Raw genomic sequence first — 14966 nt, 5'->3', positions numbered from 1 at the left:
GTAAAGAATTTTCTGAATTGAAAACCTTTTACTCATTCACTTCCAACGCTACACGAATTCCAGATTCAATCGCACCTTGAATCCATCCGTGATATAGCGTTGTATGATCTCCAGCGAAGAATATTCTCCCCTCTGGTTTGACAATCGCTGGTTGCAGCTCAGATTCTTGACCTGCTTGAAAAAGTGCAAACCCTCCAAGCGCATACGGATCTAATGTCCAGCTTTTTGATATTCCAGATATGAACTCATCATACACTTGACCACCTAATATTGTTGCTAAGTTGTGTAATGCGTAATAAATACGATCACCTTTTGATAAACCATCCCATAACAACGCGTCATAAGACCATGTATAGCTACCTAACATCATAGCCGGTCCTTTCTCCCCAATTCCATAGCTTGGATAATAGGCATAACGAATTGGCAAATCTGTTATAATTCTGCCGCCTAATTGTCCTTGTTCTTCCCAAAATCGGCTTTTAAATTGAATTCCTATTTTCGTCGCAGGCATATAATGTAATTCACGAATTGCTTTCCATTTTTCATGAGATATAGAATCAAACGGATCTACTTCTACAAAACGCATTGTCGAAAACGGAATGGTAACAATAACTAAATCTCCTGTAATACTACTATATTCAAAAGTTTCCTCGTTCCGATAGAAAGCTGTCACACCATTATCGTGTTGATGTAGCTTCATTAATTTTTGATTATATATAATATTCTCTTCTAATTGCGGTAAAAATGACTTTGGCAATCTATCGTTCCCGCCCACAATTTCACAAAATCCGCTCTCCTCTTGCATAATGTATAGAAAGCGTAAAGTCTCTACAAACGATCGTTCCAAAAAACCTTCTAAATCTAATAGAACACCGATCATCTCAATTGTTACTGGCGAAAAGTAAGTATTATACTGATAAGGATGATACTTTAAAAATTGCCCAGTAGAGTATCTTCCAAAATCCTTTACTACAACGTCCCAATTTTTTTCTGGGTTCTTTTTTATAAAATTTATAATGGGCTGTACCGCTAACAATAATAATTCCTCTGACGTTTTTCCAACTTCATTCATTTCCACAGGATATCTTAGAATACTTGGATCTTTTTCATATTGTTTTAACGTCGTTTTCCGTCCATTTACGTATATAATATCCGTCTCATTTCTATTAATAAAAGGTCTCACCTGTAGCCCAAATTTTCTTATATATGTCATCGTTAATGTATGCGAATATGGAATCCTCATTGCTCCAACATCTAAATATAATCCGGTATCTTCCATTCTAACCGTTTCTATACGGCCACCTACCCGGTTGTTTGCTTCAAAAATTTTCACATCATGTCCTGCAGCCTTTAATAAAGATGCTGAAACTAATCCAGCCATACCAGCTCCCACTACAATAATTTGTTTTGGATTTATCGTCTTCTTCAATCCTTTATCTATAACTTTTAACGCTTCATCCATTTCAGTGTTATACATTATATCTTTCTGCACAATTCCACCCCTTACTTCATCAAATGGACGTTAGTGGTTTAGTGCATTTTATTCATAAATCTCCATAAACATAACACCATTGCAATTTGAATATTCACTAAAAGTACATAAGAGACAGATTTCATATTTCTTTATGCTTCGTATAATATAGCAACCGCAACGAAGGAGTGACTAAAAAATGAAACATACTTATGATTACCACGCTACAAAAAAGCATTTAGAATTAAAGAAACAAAACTTATGTAAAAAACTTAGCAATATGACACTATCTGAAAAAGAACGTGAACAGCTAAAATGTGAAATTGACAACTATGAATATATTTTAAATCTGGTTGAAATGAATCATTATGAACGCGGATTTTCTCATTAAAAGCGGAAATAGGATTATCCACTTTTCATTTTGAGCATTTCACTACGCATTTTTCATAAGTAAATATATAATAGGATGTACATTAAGATTGAGAGGTATATTCTATGATCAAGTTAAGTGTATTAGACCAATCACCTATTTCAGATGGTAGCACAGCAGCACAAGCTTTTTCACATACAGTTACGCTTGCACAAGAAGTTGAAAAACTCGGATTCACACGTTTTTGGGTATCCGAACATCATAATTCCGTAAGCTTAGCTGGTTCAAGTCCAGAAATACTTATTTCTCATATTGCCACAAAAACGGATCGTATTAGAGTCGGTTCAGGTGGTGTTATGTTACCACATTATAGCCCATATAAAGTTGCTGAGAATTTCCGTGTTCTAGAAGCACTGTATCCGAACCGCATCGATCTCGGTGTTGGTAGAGCTCCTGGTGGTATGCCAATAGCAACTCGCGCACTTCAAGAAGGGAAAATGGTCTCACTTGATCAATATCCAGAACAAATTGCAGACGTTGCAATGTACTTACATGATCAAATACCAGAAAACCATCACTATGCAAACTTAAAAGCTACTCCAGTTATCCCAACATCTCCTGAAATGTGGATGCTCGGTTCTAGCGGAGAGAGCGCTAAAATTGCTGCAAACAACGGAGCTTCTTTCGCATTTGCACAATTTATTAATGGCTTCGGAGGCCCTGAAGTTATGAGGGCTTACCAAGAACAATATCAGCCTTCATTTTTAGGAGATAAGCCTAATTCAATCGTTGCCATCTTTGTTATATGCGGAGAAACAAATGAAGAAGCGGAAAAAATTGCTTCTAGTTTAGATTTATCAATCTTATTATTAGAGCAAGGAAAACGAACTACTGGTACACCTTCTATTGAAACTGCTCAAAATTATTCATACAGTGCTTATGATTTATTCCGTATAAAAGAAAATCGTCAACGTATGATTGTTGGTGATCCGTCTTCTGTAAAAGAAAAAATAATAAATTTAAGCAAAGCATACAATACAGACGAATTTATGATTGTCACGATTACCCATCAATTTGAACATAAATTAAAGTCTTATCGCCTACTAGCAAATGCTTTTAATTTATAACTCTAAAAAGAGATGCATCACATATGATGCATCTCTTTTTCTTACTACTTATTGTTTTTATTTCCTATATATTCAATAGCTTCTTTTAATAGCTCATCAAAGTTAATAGGATAATCATGATCTAAGTTAGGCACAACTTTATACTTATGTTCTATATTCTTATCTCTTAATAATCGTACAAATTGCTGCGTGGATTCGAAACAATCTTCATCTTGATCCCCGCATACTATATATCCTTTTATATGTTTATCCTGCAGCACTCTTAGCAACTCATCCCATTCTTCAATCTCAGGAAGCCATGGTGCCATAAAAATAAAACCATCTACATCTATATCTTTTTGTAAAATCGTATATAAAGCTACTCTTGCCCCTGCAGAAAAACCACCAATTATCACATTTTCTACTGTATGATTTTCTATAAACTTATTGTAATGCTCTTTTAATTCTTCTTTCCCTCTCTCTATATCATCCCAAACAAATCCATCTGAAAACTGAATTTGTGAAGGCTGTGGTAAAGCTAACGTGTAATCTTGTGTCAAAACTGATTTCCAATATGGCTCTACTATTTGAATATTTTCTTGATCACCATGTAATGTAAGTAGTAGATTCCCCTCTTTCTTGCTGTATATATATTTCACATCTGGTCTTTCCTTTTTATGTGCTAATTCTTCTCTTTCTTTACATAATTGCACCATTGTATGAAATTCTTTAAATTTATGTAGTGATTTTAAATCTTCGTCGGAAATTAAATATTCATTTCCATACCAGAATCCCTTTTCTATAATGGCCTCCCTCATTAAATGTAATGCTTCTTTTTCAAGTCCTGATGCACTTGCGAGCGCATACTTAAAATTATATATTTGCGCCTCATTCCCTATTACACCTATAGCGTTTTCCATTATATAATTGTACGCTTCAAAACTTCCTTTATTTGCATAACAACGTAACGTTTCATTTAATAATTGAATGTAAGTCATACTATTTTTCATGTACCAATTCCCCCGAAACTTTTTATAATATTTATTTTGCGAATCTTTATACCACTTTGTGAAGATTTTATATAACTCGCCCTAGCAATATCTTATTCTCGGAATGATACTTAATAGTTATCCTTCCCTATCCAATACATTTAATATAAATATTAATAAACTGAAAAGTCAATGTTTTTAAAAACAAAAAAAGACAACAATATATGTATTGTTGTTTTCATTACGTCTACCCGCTTTTTTGTTTTTTTCTATCTGGTTTACTTGAAACTAAATAATGTTTTTCTGAAATATATAAGTCTCTTTTTAAGCTACGATTTAAGTAAGGTCCTAGTTTCATTCCGCATATGAGGCGATCTTCGCTACCTTCAACAATTGGGAACATTTCTTTTTCTGTTACGTATTGATCTACTGCCTTTTGTACGACATCAATTTCTTTCACTAGGTTTAAATTTTCTGCTGTATGTTCAAATACCTCAAGCGTTTCCTTCGTTATGAGAAAATCATTTGTTGGAAATGCAGGTAAATACGGTTTTAACAAATCATAATTTACTGTATAATCTTCATTTACTAATACTGTATAAACGATATTAGCATTCGTTTCTAAAAACTGAGCCATCGCTTGTTCTAATTCATCTTTCGTAATTTCCCGCTCTTCTTTTCCAGTTCTGAAAAAGCGAAACATCGCATCGCCTCCTTTTTACTATATTATAGCATAAAAGAAAACTGAAAAATCATAAAAAAACCCATTGAAATAATTTTTCAATGGGTTTCTTTATATTTTTTATCGTTATTTTAAGAATGCACTTAGCATCCATACATGTTGTTCTAATGTTGTATGAATTGCTAACAGCATGTCAGCTGATGTTTCATCGCCAGCTTCGCCCGCAACTTCCATACCTTCTTTTAATTCTTGAATAAGTGCAGAATAATCATTCACTAATGTTTGCACCATTTCTTCTGCAGATTCTTTGCTTGTCCCTTCGCTGACACTAGATGTTGCAAGATATTCTTTCATTGTCGCTAATGGTTTACCTTCTAAAGCTAAAATACGTTCTGCTAACTCATCAATATACGTTCCAGCTTCATTATAAAACTCTTCAAATTTCTCATGTAATGTAAAGAAGTGTGGCCCTGTCACATACCAGTGATAATTATGTAGTTTCACATATAACACATTCCAGTTTGCTACCTGCTTGTTTAATACTTCAACAACATTTGTTTTCGTACTCATACAATCCACTCCTCTTATCATTTTGTAATGTTTATCTTTTAATAACCTAATTACATTTTACCATACATTCCCTTTCCTTTCGAACAATCGGCTTATATGTAACAAAGTTTTAACACCTTTAATACTTCCCTAATATCATTTAATTCATGTATTTTTTCAAACACTTCATACGTCTAATTGTCCAAGCTCATACATATGCATAATAGTACATCAAGCTCATCATAGTAGAAAGAGGGATAACATGGACAATCAACAATGGCAAGTAGCAAAGAAAGTAGCCGCTACTTATATCGGAACTGTCGTTGGAGCTGGATTTGCTACTGGACGAGAAATTGTTGAATTTTTCACAGTGAATGGATTATACGGGACAATTGGCATATGTATAAGTGGATTTTTTTTTATTTGGCTCGGCACAAAGATGATGTTACTTTCATCACAAATCGGGGCATTTTCAGCGCAAGAATTTAACAAGTATTTATTTGGGGATGTATTTGGGAATGTTGTAAACACATTATTATTACTCGTTTTATTCGGCGTAACGAGCGTTATGTTATCAGGGGCTGGTGCAGTATTTGAAGAGCAACTTCGCTTACCAAGACAACTCGGTATTCTCATTACAGTTATCGCTTGTCTCATTATAAGTAGCCGCGGATTACAAGGTGTTTTTGAAGTAAATACACTTGTCGTACCTATTATGATGATTTTTATTATCGGACTTGCTATTACAACCTTTTTTCACGGTACCCCTTCCATTAATAACACTATTCCTACAGAGAGTTGGAATATGAAATGGATTACTAGCCCTATTACATATGTCGCCTTAAATCTTTCTCTTGCCCAAAGTGTTCTCGTCCCATTAGCCAGTGAAGTAAAGGATCGAAAAGCCATTTTTTTGGGTGGGATTTTAGGTGGTGCTGGACTTTCTTTAATTTTATTATGCAGCCATTTAGCAATCTTATCAGTCGATCAATTTTATCAATATAACATCCCAATGGCTGAAGTCATAAGAAGATTTAATGCAACTTTTCACTTCTTCTTCGTTCTCATTATTTTCGGTGAAGTTTTCACAACTTTAGTTGGTAATGTGTTCGGGATGACAAAACAGATGCAATCTATTACCGGGTGGAAAAATAACAATATTATTTTCTTCATTTTACTAATTAGTTATTGCTTTAGTTACATCGGTTACAGTGACTTACTTCACATTCTATATCCTATCATCGGATGGGTAAGTATTGTTATACTTCCAATCATTGCGTTTAAACAACTTCAAAAAACATAAAAAAGCATCCATGTTATTGGATGCTTTTTTATGTTCATTCACAATCATCACATACTTCCCAGTACGGCCCCATTTCTAATGCTAAATATGGCTTTAATTGCAACCGAATCATTCGACTAGGCATGCGCTCTAAAACAAATTGAATACCCTCTTCATCTTCGTCTAATTCAACTTTTGAAATCACAATTCTTTGTATAGTCGTAATGGGAATTCCATCTTTATATAAAGTGATTTTCACCTCATCGTATTCATTAAAATACAATTCGACACTCATTTGATTTTTCAGTATTTCATCAACAATTTTATATGTATCATTTTGTTCTTGGATTATATATTTCCATCCGCCTCTATCTTCTTTCGGAGCTGTTTGAAATAATGTCTCCAAATCCTCGTATAGCATAAGATAACCCCTCTCTTACTAAAAAACGATGAGTATTTTATATACCCTTTATCTCTATCACTATCCATAGCTATTGTAACATATATCACCGTTCTTACCGTATTCATTTGCTTCATAGATACTTATAAAATAACTAATTCTATCTCCATTATTATGTATATTACCTCATTACTCCATACACTCTTACAAGTTTAAATAGCGTCAGACTTTAATCCATGCAAATATTGTCTACTCTCCGCTTTTATTAGCTCACAGCATTCATACTTTTACATATAATAAGACTACCACAAATAAAAAAGGAGAGTGACTTATACCACTCCCCTTAAAAGAACTTCCCTATAGCTGCTAAAACTAATACGATTATTAAAATTGCAAATAATAATGAGACAATGAAACTAAAAATAGGTAACGCTTTCTTTTCATTCTTCTTAAATAGTAACTTTAAACTAAGAAAAATATTTACTGGTACAAGTATAAAATAAAAATATTTAACAATTTGTACCGAGCTATTCGAAAGTGTTTTTAATATAAACACTTCAATTAGAAAAACAATAAAAAATGAAATACTTAGCCAAAATGAGACGTAACTAGGCCAAGAATGTCTTTTTGTCCCCCAATACACTCCCATAATACTCTCCTTTTATTTGTATTCTATACGTTAATAATTATACACAAAGCTAACAAATACCTCTATTTTTCGACAAACATTATGTAAAATGCCATTTTAAACGTCATAAAGAAAGTCTACATCCCTATTTGATTTTACACAATAAAACAGACTACCCTCTAGTGGCATAATGCTACTAGGGGATAGTCTGTTCTCTATTAAACTTTAAATCTGTCAATTAGTCCTTGTAACTCTTCAGCCATTTGAGATAGCGTGCCCGCTGCGGATCCAATTTCCTCCATCGAAGCTAGCTGTTCTTCAGCTGAAGCCGCAACGTTTTGTGTGCTTGTCGCATTATTTTGCGCTGTCATTGCAATTTGTCCTACCGAAATAGATACTTCATTTGCCCCTTTTGACATTCCATTAGCCGTTTCAACCATCGTCTTAATTTGATTAGCTATTTCATTTGTAGATTGTAAAATTTCAGCAAAGTTTTGCTTCGTTTCATTTGCGATAACAAGTCCAGATTGAACTTCCTCATTTACATGATTCATAGATTTGACTGTCTTACCCATATCATCTTGTATTTCACATATTAATTTACTAATTTCACTAGAAGATACGCTAGACTGCTCTGCCAATTTACGCACTTCATCTGCAACAATTGCGAAACCTCTTCCATGCTCACCGGCTCTTGCGGCTTCAATCGCCGCATTTAAAGCTAGAAGGTTTGTTTGATCTGCAATATTTTGAATTACTTCTAAAATATCACCAATTTGTTTTGATTTATTATTTAGTAATTGTATAACTGCATCTGATTGTGACACAGATTCTGCAATAGACTGCATCTGGTTTACTGTTCTTCCTACTAGTTTCCCACCATCTTCTGCTTTTTCACGAGTATGTGCAGAAGCCGTATTAATAGATGATGAACTATTTGCTACATGCTGAATTCCTTCCGTTACATCAAACAGTAACATAGCGCCATTTTCTACGCTTGTTGTTTGCGTCGTTGCCCCACTTGATATTTCATCCATTGCGATTGTGATTTGCTCAGTCGCTTCACTTGCTTGCCTTACACTTGCAGTTAGCTCTTCTGATGCCGCTGCAACATGCCCAGCTGAATCGTTAATTCTTCCGATTAACGTCCGTAACGAATTCGTCATCTCATTAAATCCTTTAGCAAGTTGGCCGATTTCATCATTAGAATGAATTTCAATTGTTTGCGTTAAATCCCCTTCACTTATTTCTTTAGAGGTAACAACTAATCTCTTTAAAGGCTTCGTAATTGAAAGTGTTACAAAATAAATAAGTGCTCCACCTATTACTAATGAGATAAGCATAACAATTAACATATTATAAAATACAGGTTGAGCAGCTTCAATTACTTCACTTGAGTACATAGTCCCACCAATTTTCCAACCTGTTTTTACATTTGTAGCAAATACCATATTCTTTTCACTACCGCCATAAGAATATGAAAAAGCACCGTGATTATCTTCATAAATTTTCTTTGCCCAAGAATCAGCCGCTTTTTCCCCTGATTTTTCTTGTGGATGAGCAATTATTTTTTGCTTTCCATCTAAAATGAAGGCATATCCTTTTTTACCAATATTAATTAACTTTGATGTTTTTAATAAATTATCTAAACTTAAATCTAGCGCAACAACCCCATTTTTATCTTCTGTTTGTTTTGCGATTGTTACAACAATATGTCCATTTCCTTTTGCCTTATATGGCTCAGTAACAACAATACCACCTTGTTTTGCAACTGCATCTTTATACCAAGAACGCTCTGTTGGATCATAGTCTGCTGCCATTTGTATATTTGGTTCTTGTACAAATTTTTTATCATTTCCGGCAACATATACTTGTTCAACATCTTTATTTAAATTTATATATTGAGATAACATTTTTCTTAATTCATCCTGATTATCTCCTTGATACATATTTCCCTGAATTACTCGTGCAAAGTTATTCACATCATTAAATTTCACTTCAATCATTTGATTGATTAAATTATCTAATATTTTTATATTGTCGTGAGCACTACTCGTAATTTGCGATTCAAAATTCTTTTTAGCTGTTTGATAAGACATGCCTCCGATAATAGACACAGCCGCAATTAAAATTACAAAGAATGAAATTAATAGCTTTTTTGCTACTTTCATATCACGAAACAAATTTAATAGTTTATCCATTATGAACCTCCTAATTTTCAAATTTAAAAGTTAAATTGAGTTAATTATGAATATTTCCCAATCCCTAATTATTATTTTCATAACCTATTATGATGAATACTTTGTAAAGTTTAAACAATTAAGTTCCCTTTGTCTATATATATGAATAATATTATTATAAAATTTACAAATAGAAAAAACCAAAGGGGCACCCTTTGGTTTTTACATTTTTTTATGTTGTTTAGAAAGCTTTTTCCACTTATCACGCTCTGCTCTGGCAAGGATTACATCTTGTTTTCTCATAAAATACGCCAGTTCTCTTTGTAATTTTTTATAGCTTTTCAAACGATCTATCGTAATAAGTCCGTTATCAATTGCACTATGCACCGCGCATCCTGGTTCATCCTCATGCTTACAATCACGAAAACGGCATGTTGTCGCAAGTTTTTCAATATCAGAGAATGTTGTTTGAATCGCTTCGCTTCCTTCCCAAAGTTGCAATTCTCTCATGCCGGGAGTATCAATTACGAGAGCGCCACTTGGCAATTGAAATAACTCTCGATGCGTTGTCGTATGCCTCCCCCTACTATCCTCTTCACGTATATCTCCCGTTTTTGCTACCTCAATTCCTATTAGCGCATTTAACAAAGTTGACTTTCCTACCCCTGATGACCCAACTAAAGCAATTGTTTTCCCTGAAGAAACGAATTGTTTCAACGAATCAATACCTGTATGCTCTAAACTATCAACAACGAAAATAGGAACACCAATTGCTATAGCTTCCGTTTCTACAATTTTCTGTTCTACATCATTACATATACTACTCTTTGTTAAAACAATAACTGGCATAGCGCCACTTTCATACGCTAATAATAAATAACGTTCCATCCTTCTAACATTAAAATCATGATTAAGTGCATTCACTAAAAATAAATAATCTACATTTGCTGCTATTACTTGTTCTTCCGTTCGAGTACCAGCTTCTTGCCTAGAAAAAGAGCTTCTTCTCGGAAAAATACGATGAATGATAGCTTTCTTTTCATTCTCTATTTTCTTTATATACACCCAATCACCAACAGCTGGATAATCTCCCTTCGTTACTGCTTCATGCCGAAACTTTCCAGACAGTTCTGCCATATATTCACCATCATTACAAATAATTCGATATATATGCTTATGCTCAAGTAAAATACGCCCTACTTCAAAGTTCTCTACAGCTTGTTCCTCAAAAAAAGAATCCCAGCCATACGATTCTAAAATATTTTGATTCAAATTGATATCCTCCCTAGTTTAAGCTAAGTGGAAGGATAGTGCGCTCACTTATATCGTTTCGCCCTTTCCATCCACCTTTGTATTTGGTTTATTATTCATATAAGTTATTTTCGCCATAATACATCACCCCGTTCTTATTTTAATTACTCTCATTATATGGAATTCTCCTATAAAAAGCTACATCATTTAACGTAATTTTCAAATAACTCGTTTTTGAGCATTCTAATTTGTCCTCGGTGACTAATTTCATCTTCTAGCACATGAAACCAAAGATAGTGCTGGTTATATACTACACCGTTAGGCCACTTTCTTTCTGACATGAGCCACTCATTACCTTGTTCACTTAAATACTTCAGAGATTCTTCTCGAACACTTTGTAGAAGTTGTACATAATACTGTATTTCATGACCACAGATCGCTCTACCTGCTTCCCCTAAATACAATGCATCTTCCCATATTTCTAATTCTTCTTTTGTAAATTCACGATCTTGAAATGAAATAAGCTGATGAACTTTTTCAATAGCTGCTATATGCTTTAATAAGGCGCCAATTGAATTTCCGCTGCTCTGCATAATTAAATCTAATTGCTCAACTGATAAATTTTTTACTTCGCCTAATGTTACAGCTCTCGTATGCTCAAGCATGCTTACTAATTCCCCTATTTTTTTTGTATAACCATCTACACTTCTTATTCGATAATCTATATTCATATGACGCACCCCTTTCTGCATTCATATTATTGTAAAAATGATTCATATAATAGACTGAAATCTATCGAAATTTTCTGTTATAATTAAATTGAATACAAAATATACCCAAACAAACTTTCTCAATATGCTTATATGAAATATTAAAAGGAATCAATATAAAATAATCGAATCTTATTCACTAAAAGGAGTGGATTCGATGGAAATGTATCAATGGCTAACCGCTGTTCTCGTTGGTGGCATTACTGGCTTCGTTTCCCATCTAATCAATAACCAAGGTAAGTTATTGCTTCCACGCCGTTTGAAAACTTTTTTTCACTTTGGATTTTTAACTGATGTTTTTACCGGTAGCCTAGCTGCACTTCTTGGACTCGTTTTATTCGATGTCACCGCAATAAAAGAAATTATAAAAGTATCCATTGTAACTGCTATTTCCGGTCAAACTTTCTTACTACATCAAGCTCTTGGTGGCGAACAGGCTAAAAATACGCAAATTGGGAAAGCTGATGAGAAGATTCAAGAAATTGACAAATTATTGCGACGTTAGTGTATACTTTCTTTTAAAATTATTGTTATAATGAGAAATAAATATTTTCTATTGCGTCGTTTGTCAGGAGAAAGGGTGTTTCGTATGACAAAAAAGAAAATAGAAGATTTCTTAACAAACTCCGAAAAAGAGGAACTGCTAGAAAACTATAAATGTTTACGAGAAGCCCGCACAAAAAGCGAAGCTAACTATTTTGGTGAAGCAGTAAACCATCTATTAAATAAAGCAAAACAACGAATTATTAAAGATGCAGGTATACATGATGAAAATGCTGCAACTGTTCAATCAAAGAGAAAAGCACTGTTTTAGCTACATTAGCTAAAACAGTGCTTTTTATTACAACATTTTTCACATTACTTTCACATCTATTTCACAATTATAAGTACTCCTATATGTTAAACTAGGTATATCCTTTTCCGAGGAGCTATATGCCGATATATAAACCCCTATCTATATAGGGGTTTTTTATTTTCCCATAATTTTATTACAAATCCTTTTCAATCATACAGCTCAACGACGAATTATTAAAAATACAGCAACTATGCAATCAAAAAGCACCTTTTTAACTTATCCTGAAAAATTGTTTTTTGATTTACTAAAACTTTATGATGCAATTCCTTTTTCATTATCTTTACTAATGTTTTCACCTTTTCTAAACAGAAATAAAGCTACAACATATAATAACGCTGTAAAGCTACCTACTAGTATAAAATTGTGAGATGTTGCAAATAACATTCCTGCTATTACCGCACCAATCATTTGGCCAATGTACATCGAGGCGTTAGCAAGGGCAGCACCTGTTCCCCGTGCTATAGTAGACATGTTTTGTAAATGTCCCATCATTAATACAAACAAAATTCCTGTCACAAAAAATAAAACAAAGAAAAAGAATTCAACAAAAATAAGATTCTTTAAATAGGGAAGTATTACATATAACACTGCCGTAAATACAATTCCACCATAGAAAGAAAGATTGTATCCAATTTTATTTACAAGTCTAGGGCCAAAAATATTACCAGCTAAATTTCCTAATCCTAGTACAAGCATAGCCGTACCTACTTCATGAACCTGTAAGCCAAATTGAATGGAAAGCCATACACCAAAAAATGAAAATGCAGCAAAATTTCCGGTTTGAAAAACAAAGTATGCAAAATAAGAAAGTGAAACCTTTGAATCTGTAAGTAATTGTTTATAACGCTGTAAAATCACTTTTTTATTTCCACCTATATGAACCGACTGTATTTCTGGTAATACAACATAAATAAGAATAACAAGTAGTGCTGATAATATACCAATGAAATAGAATGGGATTGTATAATGTATCGTTGCTAAATAAGCTCCCAGTGGCAGCCCTAAAATTTGAGAGATTGATAACCCTGCTGTTGCAACCCCAATTGCTTTCACAATTTGCTTTTTCTCTATAAGGAGCGGAATGGATGCCCACACTTGTGGAGATACAAAAGCTGCACTTACACCTGCTAAAAATCTAAATGTTAGCATCCATAAAAAACTCGGTGCAATTCCACACAAAAACGTACTTATTGCAAAAAAACTCATACCTAGTACCATCACTTTTTTTCTGTTTAATCCATCTGATATAGGACCAGCAATAAGCGCAAATCCAGCATACCCTAAAGCATACGAACTCACCATCCATCCTGACAACTCGGTTGAAACATGATACACCTGTTGTAATGTCGGCAACAGTGGTGAAATTAAGAAAGTGTCTGTACCGATCATAAACATTATCGTGAAAAATACAGCTAGTACTCTATTCATTTAGACCTTCTCCTTATATAAACAGAGGGTACTATCCCTCTGTTTCACTAATCTTCTAAAATAGATTGGATTTCTTTCATGACTCTTTCATTCAATGAAACGTCTACCGCTTTCACACTTTCTCTTATTTGCTCTGCCCGCTTTCCACCAGGTATAACTGTATCAATTCCTTCTTTATTTAATAACCATGCTAACGCTAAATGAGACACTTCAATATCATTTTCTTTCGCTAACCCTTTTAACTTTTCCACTTTCTTAAAATTACTCTTATATGTATTTTCTTCAAATAGATTTACATTTTGGCGCCAATCGACTTCGTTCAATTTAAAATCTTCTGTATATTTTCCGCCTAATATTCCAAAAGCAAGAGGCCCATATGGAATAAATGAAATACCCGCTTCTATACAATACGGCAACAGTTCTTCCTCAGCCGTACGTTCTAACACATTGTACGGAGATTGTACAACATCTATATGACCATGTTGGTTCGCTTCTTTTAATTGTTCTATGTTTACGTTCGATATTCCAATTGAACGAATTTTCCCTTCTTCTTTTAAACGAGTAAGCTCTCCGATTGAATCTATGTAACTTGTTTCAGGATTTGTAAAATGTAAATAATATAAATCAATATAATCAGTCTGTAATCTTCTTAAGCTATTCTCCACAGCATTTCTTAAATAACTTGGTTCATTGTTAATATAAGTTTCTCCATTTAACAACGGTTGAATTCCACCTTTTGTAGCAAGTATAAACTCATGACGTTTTCCCTTTAATACTTCTCCTACTAATTCCTCTGATCTACCGAAACCATATGAATCTGCTGTATCAAAAAATGTAATCCTTTGCTGAATAGCTTCTTCTACTAATCGCTTTCCTTCTTCTTCATTCACATCAGCATATAAATTATGTCCCCCTACTGCATTTGTACCTAAACCCAACTTTGAAATATTTAATCCTGCCTTTTGCAATTTTGTATACTTCATTTTTTCTCCCCCTATATTTCT

Annotated in this window: 16 protein-coding genes and 1 pseudogene; 5 read left to right on the top strand and 12 right to left on the bottom strand. The window is 33.7% G+C overall.

The window, feature by feature from the left end:
• Window positions 1-28: 28 nt before the first annotated feature.
• Window positions 29-1492, bottom strand: a complete 1464-nt coding sequence (locus N2V79_RS10020) for a flavin monoamine oxidase family protein (RefSeq protein WP_140155563.1) — start codon at window positions 1490-1492, stop codon at window positions 29-31.
• A gap of 178 nt (window positions 1493-1670) precedes the next feature.
• Here N2V79_RS10020 and N2V79_RS10015 point away from each other — a divergent pair, with 178 nt between their 5' ends.
• Window positions 1671-1862, top strand: a complete 192-nt coding sequence (locus tag N2V79_RS10015; protein ID WP_000683364.1) for a DUF3896 family protein — start codon at window positions 1671-1673, stop codon at window positions 1860-1862.
• A gap of 104 nt (window positions 1863-1966) precedes the next feature.
• Complete coding sequence (locus N2V79_RS10010; RefSeq protein WP_340719819.1) at window positions 1967-2968, top strand: LLM class flavin-dependent oxidoreductase; 1002 nt, start codon at window positions 1967-1969, stop codon at window positions 2966-2968.
• A gap of 44 nt (window positions 2969-3012) precedes the next feature.
• Here the strand turns inward: N2V79_RS10010 and N2V79_RS10005 are convergent, their stop codons facing one another.
• The 3 genes from N2V79_RS10005 to N2V79_RS09995 all read right to left on the bottom strand — a co-directional run bounded on the left by N2V79_RS10005 (window position 3013) and on the right by N2V79_RS09995 (window position 5188).
• Window positions 3013-3957 (bottom strand): alpha/beta hydrolase, encoded by a 945-nt coding sequence (locus tag N2V79_RS10005; RefSeq protein WP_340719818.1) that lies wholly within the window; start codon window positions 3955-3957, stop codon window positions 3013-3015.
• Between the two features lie 226 nt (window positions 3958-4183).
• A complete protein-coding gene (locus N2V79_RS10000) occupies window positions 4184-4639 on the bottom strand; it encodes a DUF3939 domain-containing protein (protein ID WP_000488209.1) in 456 nt (151 codons plus the stop codon).
• 105 nt (window positions 4640-4744) lie between these two features.
• Window positions 4745-5188, bottom strand: coding sequence for a Dps family protein (locus N2V79_RS09995; RefSeq protein ID WP_000105199.1), 444 nt, complete (start codon window positions 5186-5188; stop codon window positions 4745-4747).
• Between the two features lie 241 nt (window positions 5189-5429).
• Here N2V79_RS09995 and N2V79_RS09990 point away from each other — a divergent pair, with 241 nt between their 5' ends.
• On the top strand, window positions 5430-6470 hold the full coding sequence (locus N2V79_RS09990) for a YkvI family membrane protein (RefSeq protein ID WP_340719817.1): 1041 nt from the start codon (window positions 5430-5432) through the stop codon (window positions 6468-6470).
• 34 nt (window positions 6471-6504) lie between these two features.
• Here the strand turns inward: N2V79_RS09990 and N2V79_RS09985 are convergent, their stop codons facing one another.
• The 6 genes and pseudogenes from N2V79_RS09985 to N2V79_RS09965 all read right to left on the bottom strand — a co-directional run bounded on the left by N2V79_RS09985 (window position 6505) and on the right by N2V79_RS09965 (window position 11639).
• Window positions 6505-6870, bottom strand: coding sequence for a DUF3979 family protein (locus tag N2V79_RS09985; RefSeq protein WP_000965063.1), 366 nt, complete (start codon window positions 6868-6870; stop codon window positions 6505-6507).
• A gap of 322 nt (window positions 6871-7192) precedes the next feature.
• Window positions 7193-7498, bottom strand: a complete 306-nt coding sequence (locus tag N2V79_RS09980; protein WP_340719816.1) for a hypothetical protein — start codon at window positions 7496-7498, stop codon at window positions 7193-7195.
• 197 nt (window positions 7499-7695) lie between these two features.
• Window positions 7696-8514: a methyl-accepting chemotaxis protein gene (locus N2V79_RS29220; RefSeq protein WP_406741423.1), complete on the bottom strand. Its 819-nt coding sequence runs from the start codon at window positions 8512-8514 to the stop codon at window positions 7696-7698.
• 123 nt (window positions 8515-8637) lie between these two features.
• Window positions 8638-9576 (bottom strand): annotated as a pseudogene (locus tag N2V79_RS29215) (HAMP domain-containing protein); the annotation flags it as partial.
• A 303-nt stretch (window positions 9577-9879) separates the two neighbouring features.
• Window positions 9880-10929, bottom strand: coding sequence for a ribosome small subunit-dependent GTPase A (gene rsgA / locus N2V79_RS09970; protein WP_069355450.1), 1050 nt, complete (start codon window positions 10927-10929; stop codon window positions 9880-9882).
• 182 nt (window positions 10930-11111) lie between these two features.
• A complete protein-coding gene (locus tag N2V79_RS09965; protein ID WP_069355449.1) occupies window positions 11112-11639 on the bottom strand; it encodes a DinB family protein in 528 nt (175 codons plus the stop codon).
• Window positions 11640-11835: 196 nt separating this feature from the next.
• Between N2V79_RS09965 and N2V79_RS09960 the strand changes: the two genes are divergently transcribed.
• Together N2V79_RS09960 and N2V79_RS09955 are read left to right on the top strand one after the other, a co-directional pair.
• Window positions 11836-12183 (top strand): DUF4257 domain-containing protein, encoded by a 348-nt coding sequence (locus N2V79_RS09960; protein WP_000426321.1) that lies wholly within the window; start codon window positions 11836-11838, stop codon window positions 12181-12183.
• A gap of 84 nt (window positions 12184-12267) precedes the next feature.
• The gene (locus tag N2V79_RS09955; RefSeq protein WP_000162602.1) at window positions 12268-12492 is read left to right on the top strand and encodes a hypothetical protein; all 225 of its coding nucleotides are present in this window, start codon (window positions 12268-12270) and stop codon (window positions 12490-12492) included.
• A 294-nt stretch (window positions 12493-12786) separates the two neighbouring features.
• Here the strand turns inward: N2V79_RS09955 and N2V79_RS09950 are convergent, their stop codons facing one another.
• Together N2V79_RS09950 and N2V79_RS09945 are read right to left on the bottom strand one after the other, a co-directional pair.
• The gene (locus N2V79_RS09950; RefSeq protein ID WP_061661205.1) at window positions 12787-13962 is read right to left on the bottom strand and encodes an MFS transporter; all 1176 of its coding nucleotides are present in this window, start codon (window positions 13960-13962) and stop codon (window positions 12787-12789) included.
• A gap of 47 nt (window positions 13963-14009) precedes the next feature.
• On the bottom strand, window positions 14010-14945 hold the full coding sequence (locus tag N2V79_RS09945; RefSeq protein ID WP_053564707.1) for an aldo/keto reductase: 936 nt from the start codon (window positions 14943-14945) through the stop codon (window positions 14010-14012).
• Between the last annotated feature and the right edge of the window lie 21 nt (window positions 14946-14966).

This window comes from Bacillus sp. CH_70 (genome assembly GCF_038007045.1).
GTDB classification, from domain to species: Bacteria; Bacillota; Bacilli; order Bacillales; family Bacillaceae_G; genus Bacillus_A; species Bacillus_A cereus.
Note: the sequence above shows the minus strand (reverse complement) of the source record. Positions and strands in the feature narration are given on the sequence as shown.